This is a genomic window from Actinocorallia herbida (assembly GCF_003751225.1).
Classification (GTDB): Bacteria; Actinomycetota; Actinomycetes; order Streptosporangiales; family Streptosporangiaceae; genus Actinocorallia; species Actinocorallia herbida.
On sequence record NZ_RJKE01000001.1, the window covers coordinates 238,147 to 263,576 of the forward strand.

Sequence of the window (25,430 nt, forward strand, 5' to 3'; positions counted from 1 at the left end):
GGAGGCACCGGACAAGGATCAGTAAGGCTGCGGGGCGGCGCCCGGCTGGTACGGATCAGGCCCTGTCGCGTCGACCACGACGGTCTTGGCCGCCTTGTCGTGCAGTGTCTGGTTCTTCGGATTGGTAAAGATCCAGATCGCGTCGATCAGCACGCCGATGCCGCAGATGTAGGCGAGGAGCACGAACACCAGCGCCCGGATCGCGCCCTGCCCCGAGTCGATCGCGCCGCCGGTGTCCTCCCGCACGACCCGCGTCCCGACGGCCTTCTTGCCGAGGGTCTGGCCGTGCCACTTGGTGGTGAGCAGCCAGAAGTACAGGAACGCCAGCACCGCGACGACCAGGCTGGCGATGAACTGGCCCGGAGAGTAGACGTCGTCCCAGTCGACGCTGCCGTCCGGGTTCGTCATGTCCCTGTTCCCCCGGCCGAACGGCAGGGTGAGGCAGCACGCGATGACCGTGAAGATGATGTAGTCGATGAGGATGCCGAGGAAGCGCTTGAGCCTGCCCGCGATCATCGGCGCCGCGCCGTACGGGCCGCCCGCCCCGTAACCGGGCGGCGGGGCGCCGTACCCGCCGTACTGGCCCGGGTCCTGGCCGTAGCCGCCCTGCCCGTACTGGCCCGGCTGGCCCGGCTGCCCGGGTTGGCCGGGTTGCCCCGGCTGGCCGTAGCCGCCGTACTGCCCGGGGTCCTGCGCGGCCTGCCCGTACGGGGTCTGGCCATAGGCGCCCGGCTGCCGACCGTATTGTCCGGGCTGGCTGTACTGCCCGTACTGGCCGCGGTCCCCGCCGTACTGCTCTGGCTGTCCCGGTTGGCCGTACTGTCCCGGCTGGCCGTACTGTCCCGGTTGCCCCGGTTGGCCGTAGGCGCCGTACTGGTTGCCCGGACCCTGGCCGAACGGCTGGTCAGCCGGAGCCCCCGCCGAACCCTCGGACGAGGCCCCGTAAGGGCCGCCGCCCTGGTACTGGCCGGGTTGCTCCTTGGCGAACGACGGGCCGCCCTCGGGGCCGCTCTGGCCCTCCGATGCGCCCTCTCGCGGTTCCTCTGGCGGTTGCGTCATAACCGCAAGATCGCCTGACCGGGGGCGGGTGAATCGCGGGACGTCCGGGATTGGCCGTCATTTGGCCGTCGCTTGGTCCGTGGGACGCCCTCACCCGGCCGTCCCGGCGCGCGGCGCGCCCGTCGCGAGGACGAGGAGCAGCACGGCGGCCAGCGCGCACAGCAGCCCCACGTAGCCGAGAACGAGCCCGGAGACGGCGAAACGGCGGCCGGGCTCGCCCGTCCGCCTGATGCGGTGCAGCGCCAGATGGCCCAGCAGCACCCCCGCGAGACTGCCGACCGGCCAGCACAGCAGCGCGCTGAGCAGCGCGATCACCGCGAGAGGGACGGTCTCGGCGCCCGGAGCGGGCACACCGGGCGCGGACCGCGGACCGGGTGGACGGCCCGGCCCGCGCGGCGATGCTGGCGGTCCCATGTCAGCGATCATGGCCGCCAGGAGGGCGGACCAATCTCAACGGAAGCCGCAGGACCCGCCAAGGGAGGGTCTGGGGCGCCGCCCGGAGGCGGCGCTCACCGGGCCCATGGGCACGTTCCCGGATCAGGCTCCGGCGTAGGGCACCGCGTCGATGATCTCGACGGTCATCGCCCGGCCGTTGGGCAGCGTGTACGACGCCTTCTGGCCGATCTTCTTGCCGTTGATCGCGGCGCCGAGCGGCGACTTGGGGGAGTAGACGTCGATCGGGGAGCCCTGCTCCTCACGGGAGGCGAGAAGGAAGGTGACCTCCTCGTCGTCGCCCTCGAAGGAGACCGTCACGGTCATCCCCGGGGAGACCTCGCCGTCGGCGCTCACCGGAGCCTCGCCGACTCGGGCGTTGTCGATGATGGCGCGGAGCTGGAGGATACGGCCCTCCATCTTGCCCTGCTCCTCCTTGGCCGCGTGATACCCGCCGTTCTCCTTGAGGTCGCCCTCCTCGCGGGCTGCCTCGATCTTCGCGGCGATCTCTTTACGGCCAGGACCCGAGAGGTAGTCGAACTCGCCCTTGAGGCGGTCGTACGCCTCCTGGGTGAGCCAGGTGACGTTGTCTGAACGGGTCTCGGTCACGGGTACTCCTATTTGCACGCGATGTGGCCGGGGTGTCTCGGAACCCTTTGTCGGGACCGAACGGAAACCTCAAGCCTATCCGGTCGATGAGAGTAAAGGTTCCCACCGGTTGCGATCTGCAACCTGCCAATCGACGGTCAGGAGGCGTTGCAGTCCAGGACATCGGCGGTGTGGGCGAGGTCCGAGGTCTTGAGCACGATGAGCTGCGTCGAGGACGTTTTGCCCTTGGCCGCGGTGATCTGCTCCGAGCCGACGACGAGGCCGTCCTTGCGCTGCGCCTGCGCGGTGCACGTCACCGTGGCGTCGGCCGGCTTGAGGATCTGCACGGTCAGCCTCGTGGACCCGGCGTCCTCGACCTTGTAGGAGATGACCTTGGGGTCGATGCCGCGTAGACCGTCGGCGCCGTCTCCCGCGTTCAGCATGATCACACCGAAGCCGCCGGCGCACGCCGCGCAGACCAGACCGATCACGCCATAGCCGAGGATGGTGCGGGCGGAGCGTTCGGCCATGGGAATCCTCGCGGTTCTGTCGGCGTTGTTTGCAACAATCTTTAATAGCGCGCACGCACCGGGTCCCGTTCGAGCCTCCGGCTCGGACCCGGGCCGCACCACCATCTCACTAAGGATAGGGAGAGCCCTCAGTGGCCGAGACCTTGCGGCTCATGGCCGTCCACGCCCACCCCGACGACGAGTCGAGCAAGGGCGCCGCGACGATGGCCAGGTACGTGGCCGACGGCGTGGAGGTGCTGGTGGTCACCTGTACCGGGGGCGAGCGCGGCGACATCCTCAACCCCGCGATGGACCGCCCCGAGGTCCTGGCGAACCTCCCAGCGGTCCGGCAGGCCGAGATGGAGGCCGCCCGCGAGATCCTGGGCGTCCGCCAGGAATGGCTGGGGTTCGTCGACTCCGGGCTGCCGGAAGGCGACCCGCTGCCTCCGCTGCCCGAGGGCTGCTTCGCCCTCGTGCCCCTGGAGGAGGCGACGGGCCCGCTGGTGGAGCAGATCCGCAAGTTCCGGCCGCACGTGATCCTCACTTACGACGAGAACGGCGGCTACCCGCACCCCGACCACATCAAGACCTACGAGATCTCCGCCGCGGCGTTCGACGCGGCGGGTGACCCAGACAGATACCCCGAAGCGGGCGAGCCCTGGCAGCCGCTGAAGATGTATTACTTCGTCACCTTCCACCGTGAGCGCTTCGAGGCGATGCACGACATCCTGCTCGCGCACGGCAAGGAGTCCCCGTATCTGGACTGGCTGGCCGAGCGCTCCCCGCGGGGGGAAGGCCCCCGCTGGCCTGTGACGACCCGGGTCCCGTGCGGCGACTTCTTCGAGGTCCGCGACGCCGCGCTGATCGCCCACGCCACCCAGATCGACCCCAACGGCTTCTGGTTCGCGTGCCCGCCCGACCTCCAGCGCGAGGCATGGCCGACCGAGGATTACCATCTGGCCAGGTCCTTGGTGGACACGGAGCTGCCGGAGGACGACCTGTTCGCCGGAATCCGGGAGAAAGTGGGCACGTGATGATCTTGGCCGAGGCGTTCGAGTTGAACAACGACACGGTCTCGCCGGGTCTGGTCGGCACCCTCATGTTCGCGGCGCTGATCGTCGCGACCGTGCTGCTCATCCGCTCGATGAACCGGCGGATGCGCAACATCGACCACCTGCCGCGCGAAGAGGACCTCGCGCAGGCGGAGTGGGAGGCCGCCGAGGCTGAAAAGGCGGCCCACGAGGGGTAAAGGATCGGGCTTCTCCCGGGCGGTCGCCTGGCGCCTCGGCGGTGAGTCGGTTGCATGGCATGTCATGAAGCCGCTCGCAACGATCGCCGGGACCGCGCTGCTGCTCGCCGCCTTCGGGTGCAAGCCCGTGATGGAGAACGCGGCGAACGTCGAGACCAAGCCCGGGCAGGCCGCAGGTCGCCCGGGCGTCGGCGCCGCGGCCCAGCAGCGCAGGCAGCCCCCGCTCGCCCAGTCCTACCCCGTCCCGCGCGCCTGGGGCCGGCCGACCTTCACCGAGACCTTCTCCGGCAGCCGCGTCGACCCCGCCCGATGGATCGTCTACGACGACCGGAAGGGCGAGAACCCGCGGACCCGCGAGGCCACCCGCGTCTCAGGCGGTGAGCTCCGCCTGACCGGCGCCGAGTACGACGGCAAGATCCTGTCCGGAGGCATCGCCTCCAAGGCCGCCTTCACCTACGGCCGCTTCGAGGTCCGCATGCGCGCCGAGCGCGGCGCGGGCTTCGCCCCGGTCCTGCTCCTGTGGCCGACGACCCAGGGCGACCCCGAATGGGCCGAGCTCAACTTCGCCGAACTGCCCGACCCCACCCGCCTTTCCACCGGCCTCTTCGTCCACAAGGGCAAGCCGGAAAAGGTCGCCGGCCGCATGCTCTACCGCGACTTCACCGAATGGCACGTCTTCACCCTCGAATGGCTCCCCAACCGCCTCACCTACGCCATCGACGGCCGCCGGGTCTGGAACTACACCGGCCCCCTCATCCCCCAGAAATCCGACATGCACCTGGCCCTCCAGAACGATGTCGTCTGTTACTCCAAAGTCCAGTGCCGCTCCCGCACCACCCCCTCCCGAGTCACCATGCACATCGACTGGGCCCGAGCCTGGCAGGTCCCCACCTGACCGGGGCCCGTTCACCCGGCCTCGGCCCCGTGATCGTCGGTGGCGCCCCCGGCGGCCGCGTGACCGGCCTGATCGCCGTCCCCCGGCGGGACGGCACTCTGACGGGTCAGGGGGTGGCGGATTAGGGTGGGGGGATGAACCGGCTTGGGGATGCGACTAGTCCTTATTTGTTGCAGCATGCCGATAACCCTGTGGCGTGGTTTCCGTGGGGGGAGGAGGCGTTCGCCGAGGCCAGGCGGCGGGACGTGCCCGTGCTGTTGAGCGTCGGTTACGCGGCGTGTCACTGGTGTCATGTGATGGCGCACGAGAGTTTCGAGGACGCGGCCACGGCGGGGCTCATGAACGAGGGGTTCGTGAGCGTGAAGGTGGACCGTGAAGAGCGGCCGGACGTGGACGCCGTCTACATGGAGGCGGTGCAGGCGCTGACGGGGCAGGGCGGCTGGCCCATGACGGTGTTCATGACGCCGGACGGGCACCCGTTCTACTGCGGGACGTACTTTCCGCGGGAGCGGTTCCAGGGGCTGCTGCGGGCCGTGTCGGCGGCGTGGCGGGAGCAGCGGACCGATCTCGTCGCCCAGGGGCGGCAGATCGTCGACGCGCTGGGCGGGCAGGAGAACGGGCCCTCGGGCACGGGCGCGCCGGACGACGCGGCGCTGGAGAGGGCCGTGCAGGTGCTCGCGCGCGGGTTCGACGACAAGTACGCGGGGTTCGGCGGGGCGCCGAAGTTCCCGCCGTCGATGGTGCTGGAGTTCCTGCTGCGGCGCGGCGACACCGGAAAGATGGCCGCGCGGACGCTCGAGGCGATGGCCCGCGGCGGGATCTACGACCAGCTCGGCGGCGGCTTCGCGCGCTACAGCGTCGACGCGGCGTGGGTCGTGCCGCACTTCGAGAAGATGCTTTACGACAACGCGCTGCTCGCCCGCGTCTACGCCCACTGGTGGCGCAAGGACGGCGCGCCGCTGGCCCGCCGCGTCGCGCTGGAGACGTGCGACTGGATGCTGCGCGAGCTCGGCACGGCGGAGGGCGGCCTCGCCTCCGCCCTGGACGCCGACAGCGAGGGCGTCGAAGGCAAGTTCTACGCGTGGACGCCCGCCCAGCTCATCGAGGTGCTCGGGGAAGAGGACGGCGCGAAGGCGGCCCACGCCTTCAGGGTGACCGAACAGGGCACGTTCGAGCACGGCTCGTCCACCCTCCAGCTGGAGGGCGACCTGCCCGAGGACCTGCGGGCGCGGCTGCTCGAGGCGCGGGCCGCACGGGTCCGCCCGGCGCGTGACGACAAGGTGGTGGCGGCCTGGAACGGGCTGGCCGTCGCGGCGCTCGCCGAGTGCGGGGCGCTGTTCGACCGGCCCGACCTGATCGAGGCCGCGCGCGGGATCGCCGACCTGCTCGACCGCCTGCACCTGCGCGACGGCAGGCTGCTGCGCACCTCGCGCGACGGCGTCGCGGGCACGAACGCGGGCGTCCTCGAGGACTACGCCGATGTGGCCGAGGGCCTGCTCGCGCTGCATTCGGTGACGGGCGACCCGGAGTACGTGACCCGCGCGGGCGTCCTCCTCGACGCCGTGCTCGACAGGTTCGGCGACGGTGAGGGCGGCTTCTACGACACCGCCGACGACGCCGAAGCCCTGTTCCGCCGGCCGAAGGACCCGACGGACAACGCGGTCCCGTCCGGTCAGTCGGCCGCCGCGGGCGCGCTGCTGACGTACGCGGCGCTCACCGGGTCGGTCCGGCACCGGGACGCGGCCCTCGCCGCGCTCGGCCCGGCCGCCGCGCTGGCCGACCGGCACGCGCGGTTCGCGGGCTGGGGCCTGGCGGTCGCCGCGGCGGCGGCGCGCGGCCCGGTGGAGGTCGCGGTCGTCGGTGATCCGGCGGACAAGCGGACTCGCGAGCTGCACCGGACCGCGCTGATGAGCACGTCGCCGGGCGCGGTCGTCACGGTGGGCGCGCCGGGAGCCCCGCTGGACGGGCCGGTCCCGCTGCTGGGCGGCCGGGATCTGCTCGACGGGGCGCCGGCGGCCTACGTGTGCCGGGACTTCGCCTGCCGGATGCCGGTCGGGACCGCGGGCGAGCTGTCCCGGCAGATCGCGGCCTCCTGAACGTCCCTAACCTCCCCGGCGTTCCGGCCGTCCGAGCCGAACGCCGCCTGAGATTCGGGAACAGGCCGTACCCGCGGGCCCGGTGACGGGCTCTTGGAGAACCCGGCTTCGCCGGGGAACCCGTCACCGGGCCGTTGGCACTTCGGCCTTGCTCGTTTAGTGTCGGTTGCGCCGTATTGTTAGAGGGTTTCCCCTATCGATACGGTGTTTCCATCCCGTCAGAGATCCGGCTCCAAGCCCCAAGCCCCCGAGCCCCGTGAGGAAACAGCGTGCGCAAGCCTGGCCCCCGGGCGGTGCCGATGGCCATCGGCGTGGCCATCGCGACCACCCTCGCCGCGAACACCGCGATGCTCGTCGAGCGCTCGCTGCGGCCCGCAGAGACGCCGTCCGTCACCACGGCGGCGCCCGGCCAGCTCGTCGCGGCGGCCGACGGGACCGGGACCGACTCCGTCGCGCCGCTCGCCAAGCGGGTCGAGCCGCAGATCATGGTGATCGCCAAGGGCCGCGCCGCGCTGCCCGGCGATCTCGCCGCCAAGGTGGCGAAGCTCAAGGGCGTCACCGGCGTCGCGGCGGCCGACGGGGCCCGCGCGAAGCTCGCCGGCAAGGAGGTCGGCATCTTCGGCGTCGACCCGTCCGGCTTCCGCAACTTCACCCCCGCCCCGACGGCCGAGCACGACGGCCTGTGGCGGAACATCGCGGCCGGGGACGTCGCGGTGTCGTTCGTCCTGGGTAGCGACGGCGGCGTCGAGCTCGACAGCCGCGTCCCGGTCGCCGGGGCCGCCGAGATCGACAAGGTCAGGGTCGGCGCGGTCGCCACCATGGGCATCGGCGACATCGACGCCGTCGTGTCCAAGACGACGGCGAAGCGGCTCGGCATGGTCGAGGACAACGTTCTCATCGTCGCCGGGGCCGACAAGGACCGGGAGAAGCTCGCCAAGGCGGTCCGCCGCCTCGTCGGCGCCAAGACCGGGACGGTCCGGACGATCAACCCGTCCTTCGACTTCAAGGGCGAGGCGTCCGGCGGCGGCTACCTCTCGGCCAGGGAGATCAAGACCGCGATCGACGCCGGGATGACCAAGCTCGGCGTGCCGTACGTGTGGGGCGGGGAGTCCGACGCGGAGGGCGGCTACGACTGCTCGGGCCTCCTCCAGTGGGCGTTCGCGCAGGCGGGCATCCGGTTGCCGCGGGTGGCCGCCGACCAGGCGCGCACCGGCCCCGTCGTGCCGTTCGACCAGGCCCGCGTCGGCGACCTGCTCATCTGGGCCAACGATCCGACCGCGCCGGGCCGCATCTCGCACATCGCCCTCTACCTCGGCGGCGACAAGATGCTCGTCGCCCCGCGCACCGGCGACGTCATCAAGATCCAGACCGTCTACTTCAACGGGTTCCGCGGCGCCGTCCGGATCAACCGCCAGGCGGCGGCTAAGGCCGCGGGCTGAGCGGCATCCCGGCCTGGAGGAAGTCGAACATCCGGCGGACCTGCGCCGCGATGTCCCGGGTCCCGCCGTCGCGCAGCCATTCGGCGAGGACGCCCTGCACGGCGCCCAGGAGGGCGCCGGTGAACACCTCGATCTCGAAGTCGTCGGTGTCGCGCCCGAGCCGTTCGGCGAGCACCTCGCGGATGATCCCGGCGGTGCCGGCCGGGCCGGCGTCCCATGACCTCGCCCGCAGCGCCGGGACGGAGTGGGTGAGCTTGAGCCTGGCCAGCATCCGCTCCTTGTCGTTCTCGTCCATCCCGCTCAGGAAGTCGTCGAAGACGGTCCGCAGCCCCGCCACGGGGTCGGTGTCCGTGGGCAGGGCGCGGAACGCGTCGGCGATCAGGGGGTCGTACTCGTCGGAGAGAACCGCGTCCTCTTTGGTGGGGAAGTAGCGGAAGAAGGTGCTGGGGGAGACCTCCGCCGCCTCCGCGATCTGCTCCACCGTCGTCGCGTCGTAGCCCTGCTCGGTGAACAGCCGCAGCGCGTGCTCCTGGATCGCGATCCGGGTCTTGAGCTTCTTGCGTTCGCGCAGCGGCAGCCGGTCAAGCGAGAAGGACTGTTCCATGGTCCGATTCTCCCGCAGAAGTGCCGCGGGCGACGGCGGCGGTCGCGGCGAGCGCGGAGACGGCGACCGCGCAGCACGTCCACAGGACGGCGTCCATGCCGTCCAGGAAGCCCGCGGGATCCGCGGCGACGGCCGAGGGGTCGACGCCGCCGGACGCGGCGGCCAGGACGCTGCCGAGGATCGCCGCGCCGAACGCCCCGCCGACCATCCGGACGGTCATCAGCAGCCCGGAGCCCGCACCCGCCCGGTCGACGTCGAGCGCGGACAGCGCGAGGCTCATCGCGGTGGGCAGGACGAGCCCGCTGCCGAGGCCGAAGAGGGTGAGCCAGGCGGCGGTGAGGCCGTAGCCCGAGTCCGAGAGCGTGCCCGCGGCCATGGCGAGGGCGATGATCGCGAGCCCGGAGGTCAGCGCGGCGCGCTCTCCGGCCTTCTCTGCGACCTTGGTGCCCAGCCGCGCCGCCACGACGAGCCCGCCGATCATCGGGAGCAGCCGCAGCCCGCTGCCGAGGGTGCCTGCGCCGAGGACGCCCTGGAAGTACTGCGGGACGACGAAGAGCACGCCGAACAGGACGAAGGTGAGCGCGGTCGCGGCGATCGTCCCGGCGGCGAAGGCCCGGTCGCGGAACAGCGTCAGGTCCACCAGGGGGTCGGCCGACCGGCGGGTGCGGGTCCAGAACAGCGCGAGCGCGGCGGCCCCTGCCAGGACGGGGCCCCAGAACTGCGGTGCCGCCCAGCCGTGGACGGGCTGCTCGATGAACCCGTAGATGAGCGCGGCGAGGCCACCGGTGGACAGCAGGACGCCCGCCGCGTCGAGCCGGGGCGCGTCGGTCGAGCGGGACTCGGGGACGAGGGCGAGGACGGCGACGAGGGCGAGCAGCGCGATCGGGATGTTGATCACGAAGACCGACCCCCACCAGAACCGGTCGAGCAGCCAGCCGCCGACGAGGGGGCCCAGGGGGAGGCCGAGGAAGGACGCGGCGGCGTAGGCGGCCTGCGCCTTGGCCCGTTCAGCGGCGGGGAACACCACGAGCAGGACGGTCAGCGACATCGGGATGATCACCGCGGAGCCGACGCCCATGAGCGTCCGCGCGGCGATGAGCGTGCCGGTGGCCGAGGAGAGCGCCGCCATCAGCGAGCCGCCGAGGAACACGGCGAGCCCGGCGGCCAGCATCTTCTTGCGGCCGTAGCGGTCGCTGGCGAGCCCCGCCGGGATGAGGAGGGTCGCCGAGACCAGCGTGTAGGAGTCGATGATCCATTGCAGGCCCCCGGTGCCCGCGCCGAGGTCGCGGGCGAGGACGGGCAGGGCGATGTTCAGGGCGGTGAGGTCGAGGGCGACGACGATCTGGGCGAGGACGAGGGCGCCGAGCACCCACCACCTGCGCCGTTCACCGAGGAGGTTCATGGAAGTCTCTCCAATCAGGAAGTAGCTACTATTTGACAGTCGATTGATTTTGACAGTAGCTCTCAAATTTTGCCGGTGGCAACCCCGGAGAGTCGGCCGGTGGGTGTGGGTTCGCCCACAGTCGTGGGTAACCGAACGTCATGGGATCATTGCGCTGCGTGGATGGAACGTCGCTCACAGTCCGCCCGGTGGCGGCGTGCGACAGACGCGGGCACCCGTTCGAGATCCGCCTCGAACTGCACAGGGACGGCAGCCCCTTCGCGGCCGTCGGGCCCGGCTGCGCCTACTTCCTCGACCGGGCCGCGGAACGGCTCGCCAGGGCCAGGGCCGAGGGCGACGGACCCGATCCGGAGGGTCTGCTGCCCGCAGGAGAGCTGTTCGCGTTCCGCCGGGACCAGCGGAGCCGCGGCGCGGGCGAATTCCTGTGCGTGGTCCGCGACGCGCCCGAATGGGTGCCGGAAGGCGACCCCTCCGGCAGGGGAGACTGGCGCGTGGTCCGCCGGGCCGTCGTGGAGGCGTGGGACGGGGGAGGTCGCGGGGTCAGAGCGGTGCTGACCTCCGCGGAGATCACCGACTTCGTGCGGACGGTCCTCGCCGAGGCCGGACGCACCGGGCTCGAACCAATGACATCCCGGGTGGATCGTAGGAACTTGGAGACATCCCGTAATTAACGGCGATAATGAGTTATCGGCCCGTGACGGGTCGAGTGAGGGGGAAGTCCGCGCGATGGCAGTCCGACGGAACATGAAGGCGCGGATCAAGAGCAGCCGCTTCTACTGGGCCGTCCGCGACCTCGCCTACCGGATGTACGAGGGGCGCGTGGAGAAGCACCTGCCCCGCGACGAGGTGCCCCGGCACATCGGGGTGATCCTCGACGGAAACCGGCGGTGGGCGCGCGAGATGGGCCTCGCGGACGTGAACTCCGGGCACCGGGTCGGTGCCGACAAGATCTCCGAGCTGCTGCGGTGGTCCACCGAGGCGGGTGTGGAGGTCGTCACTCTCTGGCTGCTGTCCACCGACAACCTGTCGCGGCCCGCCCGGGAACTCGACCCGCTGCTGCGGATCATCGAGGAGACCGTCGAGGGGCTCGTGGCGGCCGGATGGCACGTCCAGGCCGTCGGCGCCCTCGACCTGCTGCCCGATAACACCGCTCGTGTCCTTAAAAATGCAGGGGAATCCACATCCAACAGGGACGGACTGATTGTGAACGTCGCCGTTGGGTATGGAGGTAGACGTGAGATCGCTGATGCGGTCCGCTCCCTGCTTCTGGAGGGGGCGGCTCAAGGCACCAGCATCGAGGAGCTGGCGGAGCGCCTCGATGTTGAGCACATCGCCGAGCATCTCTACACGCGCGGCCAGCCCGATCCCGATCTCGTCATCAGGACCTCGGGGGAGCAGCGGCTTTCCGGCTTCATGCTCTGGCAGAGCGCCCATTCGGAGTTCCACTTCTGCGAGGTCCACTGGCCGGACTTCCGCAAGGTCGACTTCCTCCGGGCGCTGCGTTCCTACGCCGCGCGGCACCGTCGCTTCGGCGCCTGACAGCTTCGCGCGCAGGGTCGGGCCGAACAGGTTCGAACTGCGTGTTCACATCCCCGTCATGCTCCTGTCATGGCGGGGATGTTCGCTTTCAGGAGCCGAGGTAGCAAACCCCCAGGTAAGGGCGCTTCCCCAGCGTCCGAAGGAGAGCGAGTGGGCACACCCTCCACGCGTTCCGCATCCGTGCGGCGCACCTACGTCCTCGACACGAGCGTCCTCATCTCCGACCCGGCCGCGATAACGCGGTTCGCCGAGCATGAGGTCGTCATCCCGATCGTCGTGATCACCGAGCTGGAGGCCAAGCGGGACCACCCGGAACTGGGGTACTTCGCCCGTCAGGCACTCCGTTCGCTGGACGATCTCCGGGTCGAACACGGCCGGCTGGATGACGAGCTGCCGCTGGGCGACTTCGGCGGCACACTGCGCGTGGAGCTCAACCACTCCGATCCCAGCGTCCTTCCGGACGGGTTCCGCCTGGGCGACAACGACACGCGCATCCTCTCGGTGGCCCGCTGGCTGTCCAAGGAGGGCAAGAACGTCGTCCTGGTCTCCAAGGACCTGCCGCTGCGCGTCAAGGCGTCGGCCGTCGGCCTCACGGCCGAGGAGTACCGGGCCGAGATGGTCGTGGAGACCGGCTGGACCGGGATGCGCGAGCTCGAGGTGGCCGCGGAGCAGGTCGACGAGCTCTTCGACACCCAGCGCCTCGAGCTCGAGGCGGCCCGGGAACTGCCCGTCCACACCGGTCTGCGGCTGCTGTCGGCGCGCGGCTCGGCGCTCGGCCGGGTGCTGCCCGACAAGTCCGTCAGGCTGGTGCGCGGCGAGCGCGAGGCGTTCGGCCTGCGCGGCCGCTCGGCCGAGCAGCGGGTCGCGCTCGACCTCCTGCTGGACGACGAGGTCGGCATCGTCTCGCTCGGCGGCAGGGCGGGCACCGGCAAGTCCGCGCTCGCCCTCTGCGCGGGCCTGGAGGCCGTCCTGGAGCGCCGCCAGCACCGCAAGGTGGTGGTCTTCCGTCCGCTGTACGCGGTCGGCGGACAGGAACTCGGCTACCTGCCCGGCTCGGAGAACGACAAGATGTCGCCGTGGGCGCAGGCCGTCTACGACACGCTGTCGGCCGTGACGACCCCCGAGGTGATCGAGGAGGTCCAGGACCGGGGCATGCTCGAGGTCCTGCCCCTCACCCACATCCGGGGCCGGTCGCTGCACGACTCGTTCGTGATCGTCGACGAGGCGCAGTCGCTGGAGCGGGGCGTCCTGCTCACGGTGCTGTCCCGGATCGGGCAGAACTCGCGGGTCGTGCTCACCCACGACGTTGCGCAGCGCGACAACCTGCGGGTCGGCCGGCACGACGGCGTCGCGGCGGTGGTGGAACGGTTGAAGGGCCACCCGCTGTTCGCGCACGTCACGCTGAGCAGGTCCGAGCGGTCGCCGATCGCGGCGCTGGTGACCGATCTGCTCAACGACATGGGGGCGTAACGCAAGTTTCCCGATCACCGACCGCCCGTGCCATGGCACGGGCGGTCACATTTTTGGGTGCTCAGGGTCACATCGACCTCTCTGTCCTGTGTTATGTGACGACAATCACACAACTTCCGCCCGAAACCCGGAATCCCAGCTCCACCGGTGTTTGCGGGGTTTTTCCGGCATGCTGACAGCTGTGCGGACACGTCCGAACACGCCGTTCCGCTTGCGGAGCACCCCCGCTCCTGCGGCAGGGTGTGTCCCTGGAGCGCTTGGGCTCCGGATGACCGCCACTTGACCGCACGCTGGGGAAGGGAGCCCGACGATGACGACGCAGGCGCCGCCTCCGACGGCCTGGGACCCGGCCGGTCCCGAGACCCCGCACCCCGACGTGAAGGTGGCCGGCACGCCGCTGACCGACCCTGAGGGAGAACCCCTCGATCTGGTCATCCGCGACCGCAAGGGTGGCAAGAACAAGCTCCTGATCGCGGGCGGCGTCGTCGCCGCCCTCGTCGCGGCCGTGGTGGCCGCGGCGGTCATCGTGGGTCTTGACGACGCCGACGGCACCACCGCGGTGGCCACGCTGGCGCCGAAGGACGAGGTGGCCCCCGAGTCGACGCCGCTGTCGGCCGAGGAACAGAAGAAAGCGCTCAAGGACCGCGCGATCGCCGCCGCGGCCGAGGACACCGTTCCGTCGCTGAAGACCAAGACGGTGCCGACGCCCGAGCCGACCGACCCCGCAGAGGCCACCGCAGGGGCTGGACCCGCGGTGTCGCCGGGTACGGCACAGGCGATCGCCAAGGGCATGCTCAAGGGCTACGGCTGGGACCCCAAGACCCAGTTCGGGTGCCTGTACAACCTGTGGAACAAGGAAAGCGGCTGGCGTACCACCGCCGGTAGCGTCAACGGCCCGTACGGCATTCCGCAGGCCAACCCCGGCACCAAGATGGCTTCGGCCGGCCCGAAGTGGCAGACCGACGCGGCGACCCAGATCAAGTGGGGCTTCGGCTACATCAAGGGGCGCTACAGCACCCCGTGCGGCGCATGGTCGCACTTCCTCGCCAACCACTGGTACTAGGCGCGCACGTCCCGGGCCCGACCCCGGGGCCGTACTTCACAACCCCATAAGCGGCGGGCCCCCATGAGGCACGAGCGCCTCTCCCGTCGCGCCCACCCCGGATGAGCGGACCTCTCGGTCCGCGCCCGCGCGCTGCCGCGCGCACTCTTCCCGGAACCCGGTTCGTCATGCCCCGTGCGTGACGGTTCTGCCTGGGGTGGCCTCTGCCTGCGATGCGATCGGCGTCCGGCTGACGAAAGGAAACCCCTATGTCCGGGCACACCTCCCCCCAGGCCCCCCAGAACGGACGTACCGTTCACCGGGGTATCGTCCGCAAGATCGCGGTCGTTACGGCCTCCGGGCTGGTTTTCGGACTCGGCTCGGCGCTCCCCGCGCACGCGGCCTCCGCGCAGAAGGTCGTCACCTCCCGCCAGACGGACACCGTCGCCGTCGCGAAGGCGCCGACGGCCGACAGGAAGCTCACCCGCAAGCAGCGCAACCAGGCCATCGCGAAGCAGCAGGTGGCCAAGCGCGGCTGGTCCAGGACCCAGTTCCGCTGCCTCGTCAAGCTGTGGGACAAGGAGAGCAACTGGAACCACCGCGCCTATAACCCGTCGTCGGGCGCGGGCGGCATCCCGCAGGCGCTGCCCGCGTCGAAGATGGCCACCTCGGGCAAGGACTGGCGCAGCAACCCCGCGACCCAGATCAAGTGGGGCCTCAAATACATCAAGTCCCGTTACGGGACTCCCTGCTCAGCCTGGTCCCACTCGGGCGCGACCGGCTGGTACTGAGTTCCCTGCCGCGGCTCCGCCGCGGCGGTGATCGGGCTCTGCTTGTTCGCCCGCGGCTCCGCTGCGGGCGGTGATCGGGCGCTTTGGATCCCTGCGCCTGCCCCCTCCGGTCTGCTCGCCTAGCGGTTCACGGACCTCCGGGGCGGGCGCAGGGGTTCTCGATCACACAGGTGTGATGCCGCGTCCTGGGCCGGCTGGAACGGCTCGGGGGTGTTCGTGGCTCCGGGCTGTAAGGCCCGGGGCGTTCGTGGTTCTGAGCCGTGCCTGCCCGTGCCTGGTGGGTGGGCTGGAAAAGGCTGTGAGGGCGTTCCTGGCGCTGGGGCGGGCCCGAATGGCCGGGCTGAAGTGCGGCGGTCGGGTGCCTGTTCTGGGCGGGACTGGAGAGCCCGCGGGTGTCTTTTGTCCTGGGTTGTGCCGGTGGCCAGCTGGAATCCGGGTGGGGTTTCTTGTTCGGGTCGTCGTGGGTCGGGGTGGTCGGGGCGGAGATGAGTGGTGGGGGTTCTGGGCAGTGGTCGATTTGGTGGGTTTAGTGCCGAAAGTGGTGTGAGGGCGGGGTCGGGTGGAGGGTCCGAAAAGATCTCTGCCGGGGTCAATGGCGCGGTCCGGGTGGGTCATGGGCGCGGGGCGCGGGTCATGACACGCCGATGATCATCCATGGATCGGTTCCGATGGGCCGTCACCATGATCAGCAGGGCGCCTGGGCGGTGATGGACATCAACGTGTCACCTCACACGGTGAGCGGAGTACGGGGAATCCCCGTGCTCCGCCAGCGCCCCGGAGGCCCGCAGGGTCTCATGCAGCGACGTCCGGCAGGCCCGTGTTTCGGGCGCGTCGCACGGGGTGGGAACCATTCGCGGGCCGGCCGGTGCCGCGACCGAAAAAGGAACCGTCCGTGAACGAACGCCCGCACATGTCCCAGGGTCCCGCCCGCGCTCGCATCAGGCGCGTGACCATCACACTTGCCGCGTCCGCGGCGCTGCTGGTGCCCGCGCTGCCCGCCGTCGCGGCGGAGTCCCCGCCGAGCCAGGTCGGCTACGAGCGTCCCGAGCCACGCCCCGCCGAAGTGCGGGACGAGGGTCGCGACCACGAGGAAGGCCGCGACCACGAGGGCCGCGACCACAACGACCACGAGGGTCGCGACCACGAGGGCCGCGACCACAACGACCACGAGGGTCGCGACGGCGAGGGCCGCGACCACAACGACGAGGGCCGCGACCATGAGGGCCGCGACCACGAAGGAGGCGAAGAGGGTCGGCACGACGAGGGGCGTCACGACGAGGGGCGCGACAACGAGGGGCGTGACCACGAAGGCCGTCACGACGAGGGCCGTGACCACGACGGCGGCGACGAGGGTCGCCACGACGAGGGGCGCGACCACGAAGGCCGTGACCACGAGGGCCGTGACCACGACGGCTACGTCCGCAGCTACGACCGCGACGAAGCGGGCCGTGACCACGACGGCGACGACGAGGGGCGTCACGAAGAGGGGCGCGACCACGAAGGTGACAACGAGGGGCGTGACCACGAAGGCCGTCACGACGAGGGCCGTGACCACGACGGCGATAACGAAGGTCGTGACCACGAAGGCCGTCACGACGAGGGCCGTGACCATGATGGCCGCGACGACGAGGGTCGCGAGCACGAAGGTCGCGACCATGAGGGCCGTGACCACGACGGCGGCGACGAGGGTCGCCACGACGAGGGCCGCGACCACGAGGGCCGGGACGGCAATGGGCGCGACGGTCGCGACGGGGACCGGGACGGTCATGGCCGGCACAACGGCCACGAGAAGAAGGGCCGAAGCCACGGAAAGCACGGCCGAGGTCACGAGAACAGGCAGCTCGGCTGGCACACGGCCGACGGGTACGGCTGGGACGGCGACCACGAAGGGCCGTGCCTGCGCAGCCCCTGGTCACATGGGATGAAGCACATCAAGTCACACCACGGCAGCTCCTGCGCCGCCTGGCCCGGCTTCGGAACCCACAACTGGCATTAGCTCTGCTCGCTCGTCCGGACGGAAGAAGGCCCAGGGTGTTCCTCGCCCTGGGCCTTTCCCGTGCACGTCGGGATCAGGGTCTGCGGCCGGTCATGCGGAGGACGTCGAGGGCCTCGTCGAGGTCGTCGAGGGTGAGCTTTCCGGCTTCGACGTAGCCGCGCTCCAGGACCACCTGACGGATGGTCTTGCGTTCGGCGAGCGCCTGTTTGGCGACCTTCGCGGCTTCCTCGTAGCCGATGTGGCGGTTGAGGGGGGTGACGATCGAGGGGGAGCCTTCGGCGTACTCGGCGAGGCGGTCGACGTTCGGCTCGATGCCGGTGACGCAGCGGTCGGCGAAGAGGCGGACCACGTTGGCGAGGAGGGAGACCGACTCGAGGAGGTTGCGGGCGAGCATCGGGAGCTGCACGTTCAGCTCGAAGGTGCCCGCGGCGCCGCCGAAGGCGATCGCCGCGTCGTTCCCGATGACCTGGGCCGCGACCATCGCGACCGCCTCGGGCAGGACGGGGTTCACCTTGCCCGGCATGATCGACGACCCGGGCTGGAGGTCCGGCAGCCGGATCTCGGCGAGTCCGGCGCGCGGTCCCGAACCCATCCAGCGCAGATCGTTGGCGATCTTGGTGAGGCTCACCGCGACGGTCCGGAGCGCCCCGCTCGTCTCGACGACCGCGTCCTGGGCGCTCTGTGCCTCGAAGTGGTCACGCGCCTCCCGGATCGGCAGTCCCGTCCGGTCGGCGAGCAGCGCGATCACCTTGGGCGCGAAGCCTTCCGGCGTGTTGATCCCGGTGCCGACCGCGGTCCCGCCGAGCGCGAGCTCGCCGAGCCGGGGCAGCGCCGACTCCAGCCGTTCTATGCCGTACCGGACCTGAGCGGCATATCCCCCGAACTCCTGGCCAAGGGTGACGGGCGTGGCGTCCATCAGATGGGTCCGCCCGGACTTGACGAGGTCCGCGAACTCCGCGGCCTTCGCCTCCAGCACGTCCGCGAGATGCCCCAGCGCGGGCACCAGAGCCGTCACGACGGCCTCGGTGGCCGCCAGGTGGAGGGAGGAGGGGAAGACGTCGTTGGACGACTGGGAGGCGTTCACATGGTCGTTGGGGTGGACGGGACGCCCCAGCCGTTCCTCGGCGAGGGTCGCGATCACCTCATTGGCGTTCATGTTCGAGGAGGTGCCCGAGCCCGTCTGGAAGACGTCCACGGGGAACTCGCCGTCCCAGCGGCCTTCGGCGACCTCGTCGGCCGCCGCCGCGATCGCCGCGGCGACGTCCTCGGGCAGCACCCCCAGCTCCGCGTTGACCCGCGCCGCCGCCGACTTGATCAGCGCCAGCGCCCGGATGTGCGGCCCCGACAGGGGCCTCCCGGAAATAGGGAAGTTCTCCACCGCGCGCTGGGTCTGCGCCCGCCACTTGGCGTCCGCGGGAACCCTGACCTCGCCCATCGAATCATGCTCAACCCGAAAGTCGCCCATGCAAGATCAGACACCCCCGGAGCCCGCATTATTCCGATGCGATCGCCGCGCCTCCGGCACCGCGGTGATCGGGCGCGCGGGATCCCGGCACCCGATCACTCCGGGTGATTCCTCGTCCGGATCGAGGCGCCCTACTCGCGATCGATGTCGACGTAGGTCTGTTCGCCCGCGACGGAGGGCTTGACCTCGCCGTTGACGGTCACCTTGCAGATCTTGCCGTCGCTGACGGTCACGTCCATGGGGACCTTGTTGGCGCGGAAGAGCGTCCCGTCGGGGATCGTGGTGTTCTGCACGTCGGAGGCCGCCGCGCCGCCCGCGCCGCCCGCCAGGATCGTCAGCCCGCAGTCGCCGCCCTTGGCCTCGACGACGAGGACGTCGGGGGTGGCGCTGACGTTGGTGCCGACCTCGCCCTTCGGTTCGGTGCCCGGGGTCGCGGTGGGGTCGCCGCCGGACAGGCCGATGATCGCGGCGATGACCGCGCCGACGCCCAGCAGGCCGAGCCCGGCGAACAGGTACGGCCGGGTGGTGTTGGGCCGGTTCTGCTTGGCCCGGTGCGCGCCGCTCCGTCGGCTCGGCATCCCGGCGGACGACAGGGCGTTCACCATGCTCTCCCCTGGGGACTGGCCGGCGCTGCGCTTGGGCGTCGCGGCGCGGTCGAGCCGCTCGGCGAGGCGCGCGTGCGTGAGCCTGCGCCGGGGGTTGCGCTGGAGCAGCCCGTTGATGATCGGACCCAGCTCGCCCGAGCGGTGCGTCGGGTTCGGGTCCTCGGTGAGGACCGCCGACAGCGTCGCCATGACGCTCTCGTGGTCGAAGGGGGGGCGTCCCTCCACCGCGCAGTACAGGGTCGCGCCGAGGGACCAGAGGTCGGACTCGGGCGTCGCCTTCTCTCCGCGGGCCACCTCCGGCGCGACGTAGGCAGGAGAGCCCACGAACGTGCCGACCTTGGTGATGGTCGAGGAGCCGTTGGTGATGGCGAGGCCGAAGTCGGTGAGCACGACCCGGCCCGGCGCGAGCAGCACGTTCGACGGCTTGATGTCGCGGTGCAGCACCCCGGAGGCGTGCGCCTCGGCGAGCGCGGCGACGAGCTGGCGGCCGATCGCCGCGGTCTCGTCGGGCCGCAGCGGGCCGTGCTCCTTGATGTGCTGCTCGAGGGTGGGCGCCTCGATGAGCTCCATGACGATCCAGGGCCGCGCGTGCTCCTGCACGACGTCGTACACCTCGATGATCGACTTGTGCCGGACGCGCGCGGGCGCCCTGGCCTCGCGCAGCGTCCGGCGGTAGAACACGACGCGGTCGGCCTCGTCCAGCTCGGAGGGGAACCGGATCTCCTTGATGGCCACATCGCGTTCGAGGAGCTCGTCGTGGGCTCGCCACACCGTGCCCATCGCCCCGTGTCCGAGAGCCTGGAGCAGGCGGTAGCGCTTCGCCAATACGAAGTCCACCGTCTCAGTCATGCCGGACAACATACAGGAGCGTCCGCCTTGTCAGACACCGTATGCAATGACCGCAGGATTCGGTTTGAGACGGCGCTCGGACCCGGTCTGACGGCCGGGCGCCCCCGGTGCCGCCCTGGAGGCCCGAAGCGCCGGAGGGACGGCGCCGGGAGCGAAAGGCGCCCGGCCGCCAGACCGAAAAGGCACGGTCAGCGGCGCCCGATGGAGAGCACGGGCCCGGTGGTGTCGGCGAAGAAGTCCTCGCCCTTGTCGTCCACGACGATGAAGGCGGGGAAGTCCTCGACCTCGATCTTCCAGACCGCCTCCATGCCGAGTTCCGGGTACTCCAGCACCTCGACCTTGCGGATGCAGTCCTGCGCCAGACGCGCGGCGGGGCCGCCGATCGAGCCCAGGTAGAAGCCGCCGTGGGCCTTGCACGCGTTGGTGACGGCCTGGGAGCGGTTGCCCTTGGCGAGCATCACCAGAGAGCCGCCCGCCGCCTGGAACTCCTCGACGTAGGAGTCCATGCGCCCGGCCGTCGTCGGGCCGAACGAGCCGGACGCGTAGCCCTCGGGGGTCTTGGCCGGGCCGGCGTAGTAGACGGCGTGGTCCTTGAGGTACTGCGGCATGCCCTCGCCCGCGTCGAGCCGCTCCTTGATCTTGGCGTGGGCGATGTCGCGCGCCACGACGAGCGGGCCGGAAAGGGACAGGCGGGTCTTGACCGGATAACGGGACAGCTCTTCGCGGATCTCCGCCATCGGCCGGTTGAGGTCGATCCTGACGACCTGGTCGTCGAGGTGGTCGTCGGTGGTCTCGGGCAGGAAGCGGGCCGGGTCGGTCTCCAGCTTCTCCAGGAAGACGCCCTCGGCGGTGATCTTCGCCAGGGCCTGGCGGTCGGCCGAGCAGGACACCGCGATCGCCACGGGGCAGGACGCGCCATGCCGGGGCAACCGGATCACGCGGACGTCGTGGCAGAAGTACTTGCCGCCGAACTGGGCGCCGATGCCGAGCCGCTGGGTGAGCTCGAAGACCTGCTGCTCCAACTCCAGGTCGCGGAAGCCGTGGCCGCCGATCGAGCCCTCGGTGGGCATGTGGTCGAGGTAGTGGGCGCTGGCGTACTTGGCGGTCTTCAGCGCGGTCTCCGCCGAGGTGCCGCCGACGACGATCGCCAGGTGGTACGGCGGGCAGGCGGCCGTGCCCAGGCTGCGGATCTTCTCCTCGAGGAAGGACATCATCCGCTTGGGGTTCAGGACGGCCTTGGTCTCCTGGTACAGGTAGGACTTGTTGGCGCTGCCGCCGCCCTTGGCCATGAACAGGAACTTGTAGGCGTCGCCGTCGGTGGCGTACAGGTCGATCTGCGCGGGCAGGTTGGTGCCCGTGTTCTTCTCGTCCCACATCGTCAGCGGGGCCATCTGGGAGTAGCGCAGGTTGAGCCGCGTGTACGCGTCGTAGACGCCCCGCGAAAGGTGCGCCTCGTCGTCGCCGTCGGTCAGCACGTGCTGGCCGCGCTTGCCCATGATGATCGCGGTGCCGGTGTCCTGGCACATCGGAAGGATGCCGCCGGAGGCGATGCCGGCGTTCTTCAGCAGGTCGAGGGCGACGAACCTGTCGTTGGGGGAGGCCTCGGGGTCGTCCAGGATCTTGCGGAGCTGGGCGAGGTGCGCCGGGCGCAGCAGGTGCTGGATGTCGTGGATGGCGGTCTCGGTGAGCAGCCGGATGGCCTCGGGCTCGACCTGGAGGAACGTGCGGCCGGCGGCCTCGACCGTCGACACACCCTCGGTGGTCAGGAGCCGGTATTCCGTCTCGGTGTCCTTCCCCAGCGGAAGCAGCTCGGTGTGTACGAAATCGGCCATCTCATCCCTCGCACATCTCGTTCGGCAGGCCGTCTAAGGGTAAAGGGTCCCCCTGGCGGGATCGCCGCGCAGGTCACGCCCACCGCGACCAGGAGACATCCCGCGATCTCGGCGGCCGAGGGGACCCCGGCGCCGATGACGGCGGTGGTCGCCGCGGCCGAGACGGCGATGAGCCCGCCGTAGGGGGCGGCTCGGTCGGCGCCCAGCCTGCCTAGCGCGCGGTACCAGAGCAGGAACGCGACGACGGTGATCACCAGGCCGATGTAGGCCAGCGCGGCGCCTTCGGCGGGGGTGGGCGCGCGGAAGGACTCGCCGGAGACGAGCGCCGCGGCGGCGAGCAGGGGGACGGCGAGGGCCACCGAGTACGCGGACAGCCTTACCGCCCCGAGCCTGGGCAGGAGCGGGACCGCCAGAAGGGAGAAGAGCACCTCCCCGGTCAGGGCGCCCACGGCGTAGGCGAGGCCCCGTAGGCCGCCGCCGCCGAACCCGCTCGCCAGCGCCGCGCCCGCGCTGACCGTCAGGGCCGCGCCCACGAGCCGCCGTGACGGCCTGCGCCCCTGGACGAGCGGCCCCGCGACGGAGATCACCAAAGGGGCGCAGCCGAGTACCGCGCCCACGGTCGCGGGCGACGCCGTCCGGACCGCCTCCACCAGGCAGTAGTTGAATCCCGCGAGCCCGGAGGCGGCGAGCGCGACCAGCAGGGCCCACTCCCGCGCCCCCTTGGGCGGCGCGCCCGCGGCCCGCGCGGCGAGCGGCAGCAGGACGGCCGCCGCGACGCCGTACCGGAGCGCCTGCCCGATGAGGACGGGATAGGCCGTCACCGTCGCCGACACCGCGGCCATCGTCCCGACCAGGGTCATCCCGGTCGCCGCCCCGGCGCCCGCGCCGAGGTCCGTGTTCCTTCGCATGCGGACGACGCTAGGGAGCGATCGGTCCCAGAATGAGAGCCAATTCACCCGGTGAATTCAGGACCATTGCCCCGGGCTCGGGGAGGAGGCGGGCGGCATGCCGGATCTGCACATCGCGGTGGACCGTGCGGCGGGGAGGCTCGCGGTCCAGCTCGCGGCGGGCCTGCGGGCCGCGGTCAGGGACGGCAGGCTGGCGGGCGGGGCACGGCTGCCCTCCACCCGGGGCCTCGCCGCCGACCTGGGGATCTCGCGGGGCGTCGTGGTGGCCGCCTATGAGCAGCTCGTCGCCGAGGGGTTCCTCCTGGCCCGCACGGGCGACGGGACCCGGGTGGCCCCCGCGGCGGGCCGTCCGGTGGCCGAGGCGGTCGGTGCCCCGGGGCGTGCCGAAGCCCCCGAGTTCGACTTCCGCCCGGGGCGGCCGGACCTTTCGCAGTTCCCCCGCGCGCGCTGGGCGGCGGCCCACAAGCACGCGCTGGAGACGATGGCCCACGACGACTTCGCCTACCCGGACCCCGCGGGAGTCCCGCTGCTGCGGGAAGAGCTCGCGGGGTACCTCGGCAGGGTGCGCGCCGCCGATGTGACACCGGAGCGGATCGTGGTCACCTCCGGCGTCGCGCACGGGCTGTCCATGGTCACGAGGCTGCTCGGCGGGCCCCTGGCGGTGGAGGACCCCACGTCGGAGCGGCAGATCCCGCTGCTGGCCGAGGCGGGGGCGCCGCTCGTCCGGGTGCCGGTCGACGCCGAGGGCCTCGACGTGGCGGCCCTCGCCCGCTCGGCAGCGCGGGCCGTGCTCGTCACCCCGGCCCACCAGTTCCCGACGGGCGTCGTGCTGTCCCCGGCGCGGCGGGCGGCCCTGGTGGCCTGGGCGCGCGCCACCGGAGGCACCGTCATCGAGGACGACTACGACGCCGAGTTCCGCTATGACCGCGATCCCGTCGGCTGCGTCCAGGGGCTGGCCCCGGACCGGACCGTGCTGCTCGGCTCGGTGAGCAAGGCGCTGGCGCCGGGCCTGCGGCTGGGATGGCTCGCCGCGCCGGCCGGGCTCGCCGCCGCGGTGGCCGGGCACCGCGCGCTCACCGACCTCGGCGGCCCGGTCGTCGAGCAGCACGCGCTCGCGCACTTCCTCGCCTCGGGCGCGCACGACCGGCAGGTGCGCCGGGCCCGCCGGGTCTACCGGGCGCGCCGTGACGCCCTGGTCGAGGCGCTGGCGCGGGAGCTGCCCGCGGCCAGGGTCGGCGGGGTCAGCGCGGGCCTGCACCTGTACGTCGAGATCCCCGGGCTGCCGGCGGACGCCGCAGCGCGGGCGGCCCGGCGCGGAGTCGCGGTCGAGCGCTGCGGCTCAGGGCTCGTTCTGGGCTACGGGGGCGTTCCGGCGCGGCGGATCCCCGGGGCGGTCGCTCGGCTCGCCGCCGCGCTGGCGTGAGCGCGCCGCTCAGGCCGGGGACGGCTCGGCGGCGCCCGCGGGGGTCTTGGGGGAGAACGAGGGCGCGAGCAGGACGATCAGGAGGATCAGCCCGGCCGGGATGGTGAAGGCCAGGCGGAGGTTGCTGTCGCCGTCGGCGGAGGCGAACGCGCCGATGATCCCCGCGCCCAGGACGAACCCGACGTAGTTGAACAGGTTGACCCGGGACACCGCGATGCCGAGGCCGGTGCCGTCGACCCGGTCGGCCGCGGAGAACGCGATCGGCGCGACGACGCAGACGCCGAGGCCCATGACCGTCACCGCGGCGATGGCGAGGAGCGCGTTCGGGGCGATGATCACGCCGAGCATGCCGAGGAACCCGACGACGGCCCCGATCCGGACGACCAGGACCGGCCCGAAGCTGCGGACGCCGAAGTCGGCGATGCTCCGGCTGAGCACCATCGCCACCTGGTAGGCGACGTAGGCGAGCGGCGCGACGGTCGCGCTGGCGGCGAGTTCGTCTTCGAGGTACTTGGCGCTGTAGTTCGAGATCGCCGCGTCGGCGATGTAGAAGGAGCCCATCGCGATGCCCACGAGGAGGATCGGCCGCCACGGCACCCGCTTGGCCGCCGCCTTGATCTCCTCCGCCGAGGGGCCTCCGGCCTCTTCCCGACGCCGGTAGAGGAACGGCCCGAGGGCGAGCGCCCCGGCGACGCCGAGGGCCGAGGGGATGACGAAGCCCGTGAACAGCGACATGTCCTGGCTGTTGGCGAACGACGCCCACAGCCCGCCCGCGATGCCCGCGACGCTCCACACGGCGTAGAAGCCGGAGATGACGCTCCGCTGCTCGTGCCGTTCGACGGCGACGGCCTGGGCGTTCATCGAGGCGTCGACCGCGCCGACGAAGAGGCCGAACAGCGCGACCGCCCCGTACAGCGGGAGGAGTTCGCCGCCGGTGAGCCCGATGAGGACCGCGGCGACGCACACCGCGGGCTGGGCGACGCGCAGGACGACGGCGCTGCCGTAGCGGGTGAAGAGCAGGCCCGACAGGGTGCTGCCGACTCCGGCGATCACCGGGACGAGCAGGAGCACGATCGCCAGGTCGGCGTCGCTGAGCCCGTGCGCGTCCTGGATCTGGGGCACCCGCGTGACCAGTGAGGCGAAGCACAGTCCTTGGATGCCGAACGCGCCGAAGGTGGCGAGTCTGGCCTGGCGGTCCCGCATCGGACGCCCCCCGAAAAGGTGAGATAAGTTCGGG

Annotated in this window: 23 protein-coding genes; 11 read left to right on the top strand and 12 right to left on the bottom strand. The window is 71.3% G+C overall.

The genetic code is table 11. The features are described from left to right. Window positions 1–18 precede the first annotated feature (18 nt). The 4 genes from EDD29_RS01360 to EDD29_RS01375 form a co-directional block, all read right to left on the bottom strand. Window positions 19–1,059 carry an RDD family protein gene (locus EDD29_RS01360; RefSeq protein ID WP_123661769.1) on the bottom strand — a complete coding sequence of 347 codons (1,041 nt, stop codon included), beginning with the start codon at window positions 1,057–1,059 and terminating at the stop codon, window positions 19–21. Window positions 1,060–1,149: 90 nt separating this feature from the next. Further along, window positions 1,150–1,473, bottom strand: a complete 324-nt coding sequence (locus EDD29_RS01365; RefSeq protein ID WP_170201246.1) for a DUF4190 domain-containing protein — start codon at window positions 1,471–1,473, stop codon at window positions 1,150–1,152. Window positions 1,474–1,596: 123 nt separating this feature from the next. After that, window positions 1,597–2,100: a transcription elongation factor GreA gene (gene greA / locus EDD29_RS01370; RefSeq protein ID WP_123661771.1), complete on the bottom strand. Its 504-nt coding sequence runs from the start codon at window positions 2,098–2,100 to the stop codon at window positions 1,597–1,599. 137 nt (window positions 2,101–2,237) lie between these two features. Further along, window positions 2,238–2,609 carry a DUF4307 domain-containing protein gene (locus EDD29_RS01375; protein ID WP_170201247.1) on the bottom strand — a complete coding sequence of 124 codons (372 nt, stop codon included), beginning with the start codon at window positions 2,607–2,609 and terminating at the stop codon, window positions 2,238–2,240. A 131-nt stretch (window positions 2,610–2,740) separates the two neighbouring features. On the opposite strand from EDD29_RS01375, the gene mca reads away from it, so the two are divergent. The 5 genes from mca (at window position 2,741) to EDD29_RS01400 (ending at window position 8,267) form a co-directional block, all read left to right on the top strand. After that, window positions 2,741–3,622, top strand: a complete 882-nt coding sequence (mca, locus tag EDD29_RS01380; protein WP_123661773.1) for a mycothiol conjugate amidase Mca — start codon at window positions 2,741–2,743, stop codon at window positions 3,620–3,622. Beyond that, complete coding sequence (locus EDD29_RS01385) at window positions 3,622–3,837, top strand: hypothetical protein (protein ID WP_123661774.1); 216 nt, start codon at window positions 3,622–3,624, stop codon at window positions 3,835–3,837. Before mca ends, EDD29_RS01385 begins: the two co-directional genes overlap by 1 nt. A gap of 64 nt (window positions 3,838–3,901) precedes the next feature. Continuing rightward, window positions 3,902–4,732: a glycoside hydrolase family 16 protein gene (locus tag EDD29_RS01390; protein ID WP_123661775.1), complete on the top strand. Its 831-nt coding sequence runs from the start codon at window positions 3,902–3,904 to the stop codon at window positions 4,730–4,732. Window positions 4,733–4,866: 134 nt separating this feature from the next. Beyond that, window positions 4,867–6,828 (top strand): thioredoxin domain-containing protein, encoded by a 1,962-nt coding sequence (locus tag EDD29_RS01395; RefSeq protein ID WP_123661776.1) that lies wholly within the window; start codon window positions 4,867–4,869, stop codon window positions 6,826–6,828. Window positions 6,829–7,097: 269 nt separating this feature from the next. Beyond that, window positions 7,098–8,267: a C40 family peptidase gene (locus EDD29_RS01400; protein WP_123661777.1), complete on the top strand. Its 1,170-nt coding sequence runs from the start codon at window positions 7,098–7,100 to the stop codon at window positions 8,265–8,267. On the opposite strand, the gene EDD29_RS01405 is transcribed toward EDD29_RS01400, so the two are convergent. Both EDD29_RS01405 and EDD29_RS01410 read right to left on the bottom strand, forming a co-directional pair. Beyond that, on the bottom strand, window positions 8,251–8,871 hold the full coding sequence (locus EDD29_RS01405; protein ID WP_123661778.1) for an acyl-CoA-like ligand-binding transcription factor: 621 nt from the start codon (window positions 8,869–8,871) through the stop codon (window positions 8,251–8,253). The two genes, EDD29_RS01400 and EDD29_RS01405, sit on opposite strands and share 17 nt — an antisense overlap. Continuing rightward, window positions 8,849–10,273 carry an MFS transporter gene (locus EDD29_RS01410; protein ID WP_123661779.1) on the bottom strand — a complete coding sequence of 475 codons (1,425 nt, stop codon included), beginning with the start codon at window positions 10,271–10,273 and terminating at the stop codon, window positions 8,849–8,851. The genes EDD29_RS01405 and EDD29_RS01410 overlap by 23 nt, the downstream gene beginning before the upstream one ends. Window positions 10,274–10,461: 188 nt before the next feature. On the opposite strand from EDD29_RS01410, the gene EDD29_RS01415 reads away from it, so the two are divergent. The 5 genes from EDD29_RS01415 (at window position 10,462) to EDD29_RS01435 (ending at window position 15,115) form a co-directional block, all read left to right on the top strand. Continuing rightward, window positions 10,462–10,944, top strand: a complete 483-nt coding sequence (locus tag EDD29_RS01415) for a hypothetical protein (RefSeq protein WP_211359518.1) — start codon at window positions 10,462–10,464, stop codon at window positions 10,942–10,944. Between the two features lie 55 nt (window positions 10,945–10,999). Beyond that, window positions 11,000–11,812 (top strand): isoprenyl transferase, encoded by an 813-nt coding sequence (locus tag EDD29_RS01420; protein WP_211359519.1) that lies wholly within the window; start codon window positions 11,000–11,002, stop codon window positions 11,810–11,812. A 150-nt stretch (window positions 11,813–11,962) separates the two neighbouring features. After that, window positions 11,963–13,282: an RNA 5'-3' helicase PhoH2 gene (gene phoH2, locus EDD29_RS01425; protein ID WP_246052450.1), complete on the top strand. Its 1,320-nt coding sequence runs from the start codon at window positions 11,963–11,965 to the stop codon at window positions 13,280–13,282. Window positions 13,283–13,592: 310 nt separating this feature from the next. Next, the gene (locus EDD29_RS01430; protein ID WP_123661781.1) at window positions 13,593–14,345 is read left to right on the top strand and encodes an aggregation-promoting factor C-terminal-like domain-containing protein; all 753 of its coding nucleotides are present in this window, start codon (window positions 13,593–13,595) and stop codon (window positions 14,343–14,345) included. Between the two features lie 248 nt (window positions 14,346–14,593). Further along, window positions 14,594–15,115: an aggregation-promoting factor C-terminal-like domain-containing protein gene (locus EDD29_RS01435; protein ID WP_123661782.1), complete on the top strand. Its 522-nt coding sequence runs from the start codon at window positions 14,594–14,596 to the stop codon at window positions 15,113–15,115. 727 nt (window positions 15,116–15,842) lie between these two features. On the opposite strand, the gene EDD29_RS01440 is transcribed toward EDD29_RS01435, so the two are convergent. From EDD29_RS01440 to EDD29_RS01460, 5 genes are all read right to left on the bottom strand, one after another. Continuing rightward, the gene (locus tag EDD29_RS01440) at window positions 15,843–16,883 is read right to left on the bottom strand and encodes a hypothetical protein (RefSeq protein WP_148085835.1); all 1,041 of its coding nucleotides are present in this window, start codon (window positions 16,881–16,883) and stop codon (window positions 15,843–15,845) included. A gap of 301 nt (window positions 16,884–17,184) precedes the next feature. After that, window positions 17,185–18,576: a class II fumarate hydratase gene (locus EDD29_RS01445; RefSeq protein ID WP_123661784.1), complete on the bottom strand. Its 1,392-nt coding sequence runs from the start codon at window positions 18,574–18,576 to the stop codon at window positions 17,185–17,187. 131 nt (window positions 18,577–18,707) lie between these two features. Then, window positions 18,708–20,030, bottom strand: a complete 1,323-nt coding sequence (locus EDD29_RS01450; RefSeq protein ID WP_170201249.1) for a serine/threonine-protein kinase — start codon at window positions 20,028–20,030, stop codon at window positions 18,708–18,710. Between the two features lie 188 nt (window positions 20,031–20,218). Next, window positions 20,219–21,862: a fumarate hydratase gene (locus EDD29_RS01455; protein WP_123661786.1), complete on the bottom strand. Its 1,644-nt coding sequence runs from the start codon at window positions 21,860–21,862 to the stop codon at window positions 20,219–20,221. Then, entirely contained in the window at window positions 21,793–22,770 is a 978-nt protein-coding gene (locus EDD29_RS01460; protein WP_123661787.1) for a DMT family transporter, read from the bottom strand. Before EDD29_RS01460 ends, EDD29_RS01455 begins: the two co-directional genes overlap by 70 nt. Window positions 22,771–22,867: 97 nt before the next feature. Here EDD29_RS01460 and pdxR point away from each other — a divergent pair, with 97 nt between their 5' ends. Further along, complete coding sequence (pdxR, locus tag EDD29_RS01465) at window positions 22,868–24,193, top strand: MocR-like pyridoxine biosynthesis transcription factor PdxR (RefSeq protein ID WP_123661788.1); 1,326 nt, start codon at window positions 22,868–22,870, stop codon at window positions 24,191–24,193. 9 nt (window positions 24,194–24,202) lie between these two features. Here the strand turns inward: pdxR and EDD29_RS01470 are convergent, their stop codons facing one another. Continuing rightward, window positions 24,203–25,396: an MFS transporter gene (locus EDD29_RS01470; RefSeq protein WP_123661789.1), complete on the bottom strand. Its 1,194-nt coding sequence runs from the start codon at window positions 25,394–25,396 to the stop codon at window positions 24,203–24,205. Between the last annotated feature and the right edge of the window lie 34 nt (window positions 25,397–25,430).

Excerpts from the sequence above, each read along its gene's own strand:
- EDD29_RS01405 (WP_123661778.1), bottom strand. The coding sequence starts at position 8,871 with ATGGAACAGTCCTTCTCGCTTGACCGGCTGCCGCTGCGCGAACGCAAG.
- EDD29_RS01410 (WP_123661779.1), bottom strand. The coding sequence starts at position 10,273 with ATGAACCTCCTCGGTGAACGGCGCAGGTGGTGGGTGCTCGGCGCCCTC.
- EDD29_RS01420 (WP_211359519.1), top strand. The coding sequence starts at position 11,000 with ATGGCAGTCCGACGGAACATGAAGGCGCGGATCAAGAGCAGCCGCTTC.
- EDD29_RS01470 (WP_123661789.1), bottom strand. The coding sequence starts at position 25,396 with ATGCGGGACCGCCAGGCCAGACTCGCCACCTTCGGCGCGTTCGGCATC.
- EDD29_RS01435 (WP_123661782.1), top strand. The coding sequence starts at position 14,594 with ATGTCCGGGCACACCTCCCCCCAGGCCCCCCAGAACGGACGTACCGTT.
- pdxR (WP_123661788.1), top strand. The coding sequence starts at position 22,868 with ATGCCGGATCTGCACATCGCGGTGGACCGTGCGGCGGGGAGGCTCGCG.
- EDD29_RS01455 (WP_123661786.1), bottom strand. The coding sequence starts at position 21,862 with ATGGCCGATTTCGTACACACCGAGCTGCTTCCGCTGGGGAAGGACACC.
- EDD29_RS01440 (WP_148085835.1), bottom strand. The coding sequence starts at position 16,883 with ATGACCGTCCCGGTCCCCGTCGCGACCGTCGCGCCCATTGCCGTCCCG.
- EDD29_RS01445 (WP_123661784.1), bottom strand. The coding sequence starts at position 18,576 with ATGGGCGACTTTCGGGTTGAGCATGATTCGATGGGCGAGGTCAGGGTT.
- EDD29_RS01460 (WP_123661787.1), bottom strand. The coding sequence starts at position 22,770 with ATGCGAAGGAACACGGACCTCGGCGCGGGCGCCGGGGCGGCGACCGGG.
- EDD29_RS01360 (WP_123661769.1), bottom strand. The coding sequence starts at position 1,059 with ATGACGCAACCGCCAGAGGAACCGCGAGAGGGCGCATCGGAGGGCCAG.
- EDD29_RS01395 (WP_123661776.1), top strand. The coding sequence starts at position 4,867 with ATGAACCGGCTTGGGGATGCGACTAGTCCTTATTTGTTGCAGCATGCC.
- EDD29_RS01385 (WP_123661774.1), top strand. The coding sequence starts at position 3,622 with ATGATCTTGGCCGAGGCGTTCGAGTTGAACAACGACACGGTCTCGCCG.
- EDD29_RS01390 (WP_123661775.1), top strand. The coding sequence starts at position 3,902 with ATGAAGCCGCTCGCAACGATCGCCGGGACCGCGCTGCTGCTCGCCGCC.
- EDD29_RS01375 (WP_170201247.1), bottom strand. The coding sequence starts at position 2,609 with ATGGCCGAACGCTCCGCCCGCACCATCCTCGGCTATGGCGTGATCGGT.
- EDD29_RS01450 (WP_170201249.1), bottom strand. The coding sequence starts at position 20,030 with ATGACTGAGACGGTGGACTTCGTATTGGCGAAGCGCTACCGCCTGCTC.
- EDD29_RS01365 (WP_170201246.1), bottom strand. The coding sequence starts at position 1,473 with ATGGGACCGCCAGCATCGCCGCGCGGGCCGGGCCGTCCACCCGGTCCG.
- EDD29_RS01430 (WP_123661781.1), top strand. The coding sequence starts at position 13,593 with ATGACGACGCAGGCGCCGCCTCCGACGGCCTGGGACCCGGCCGGTCCC.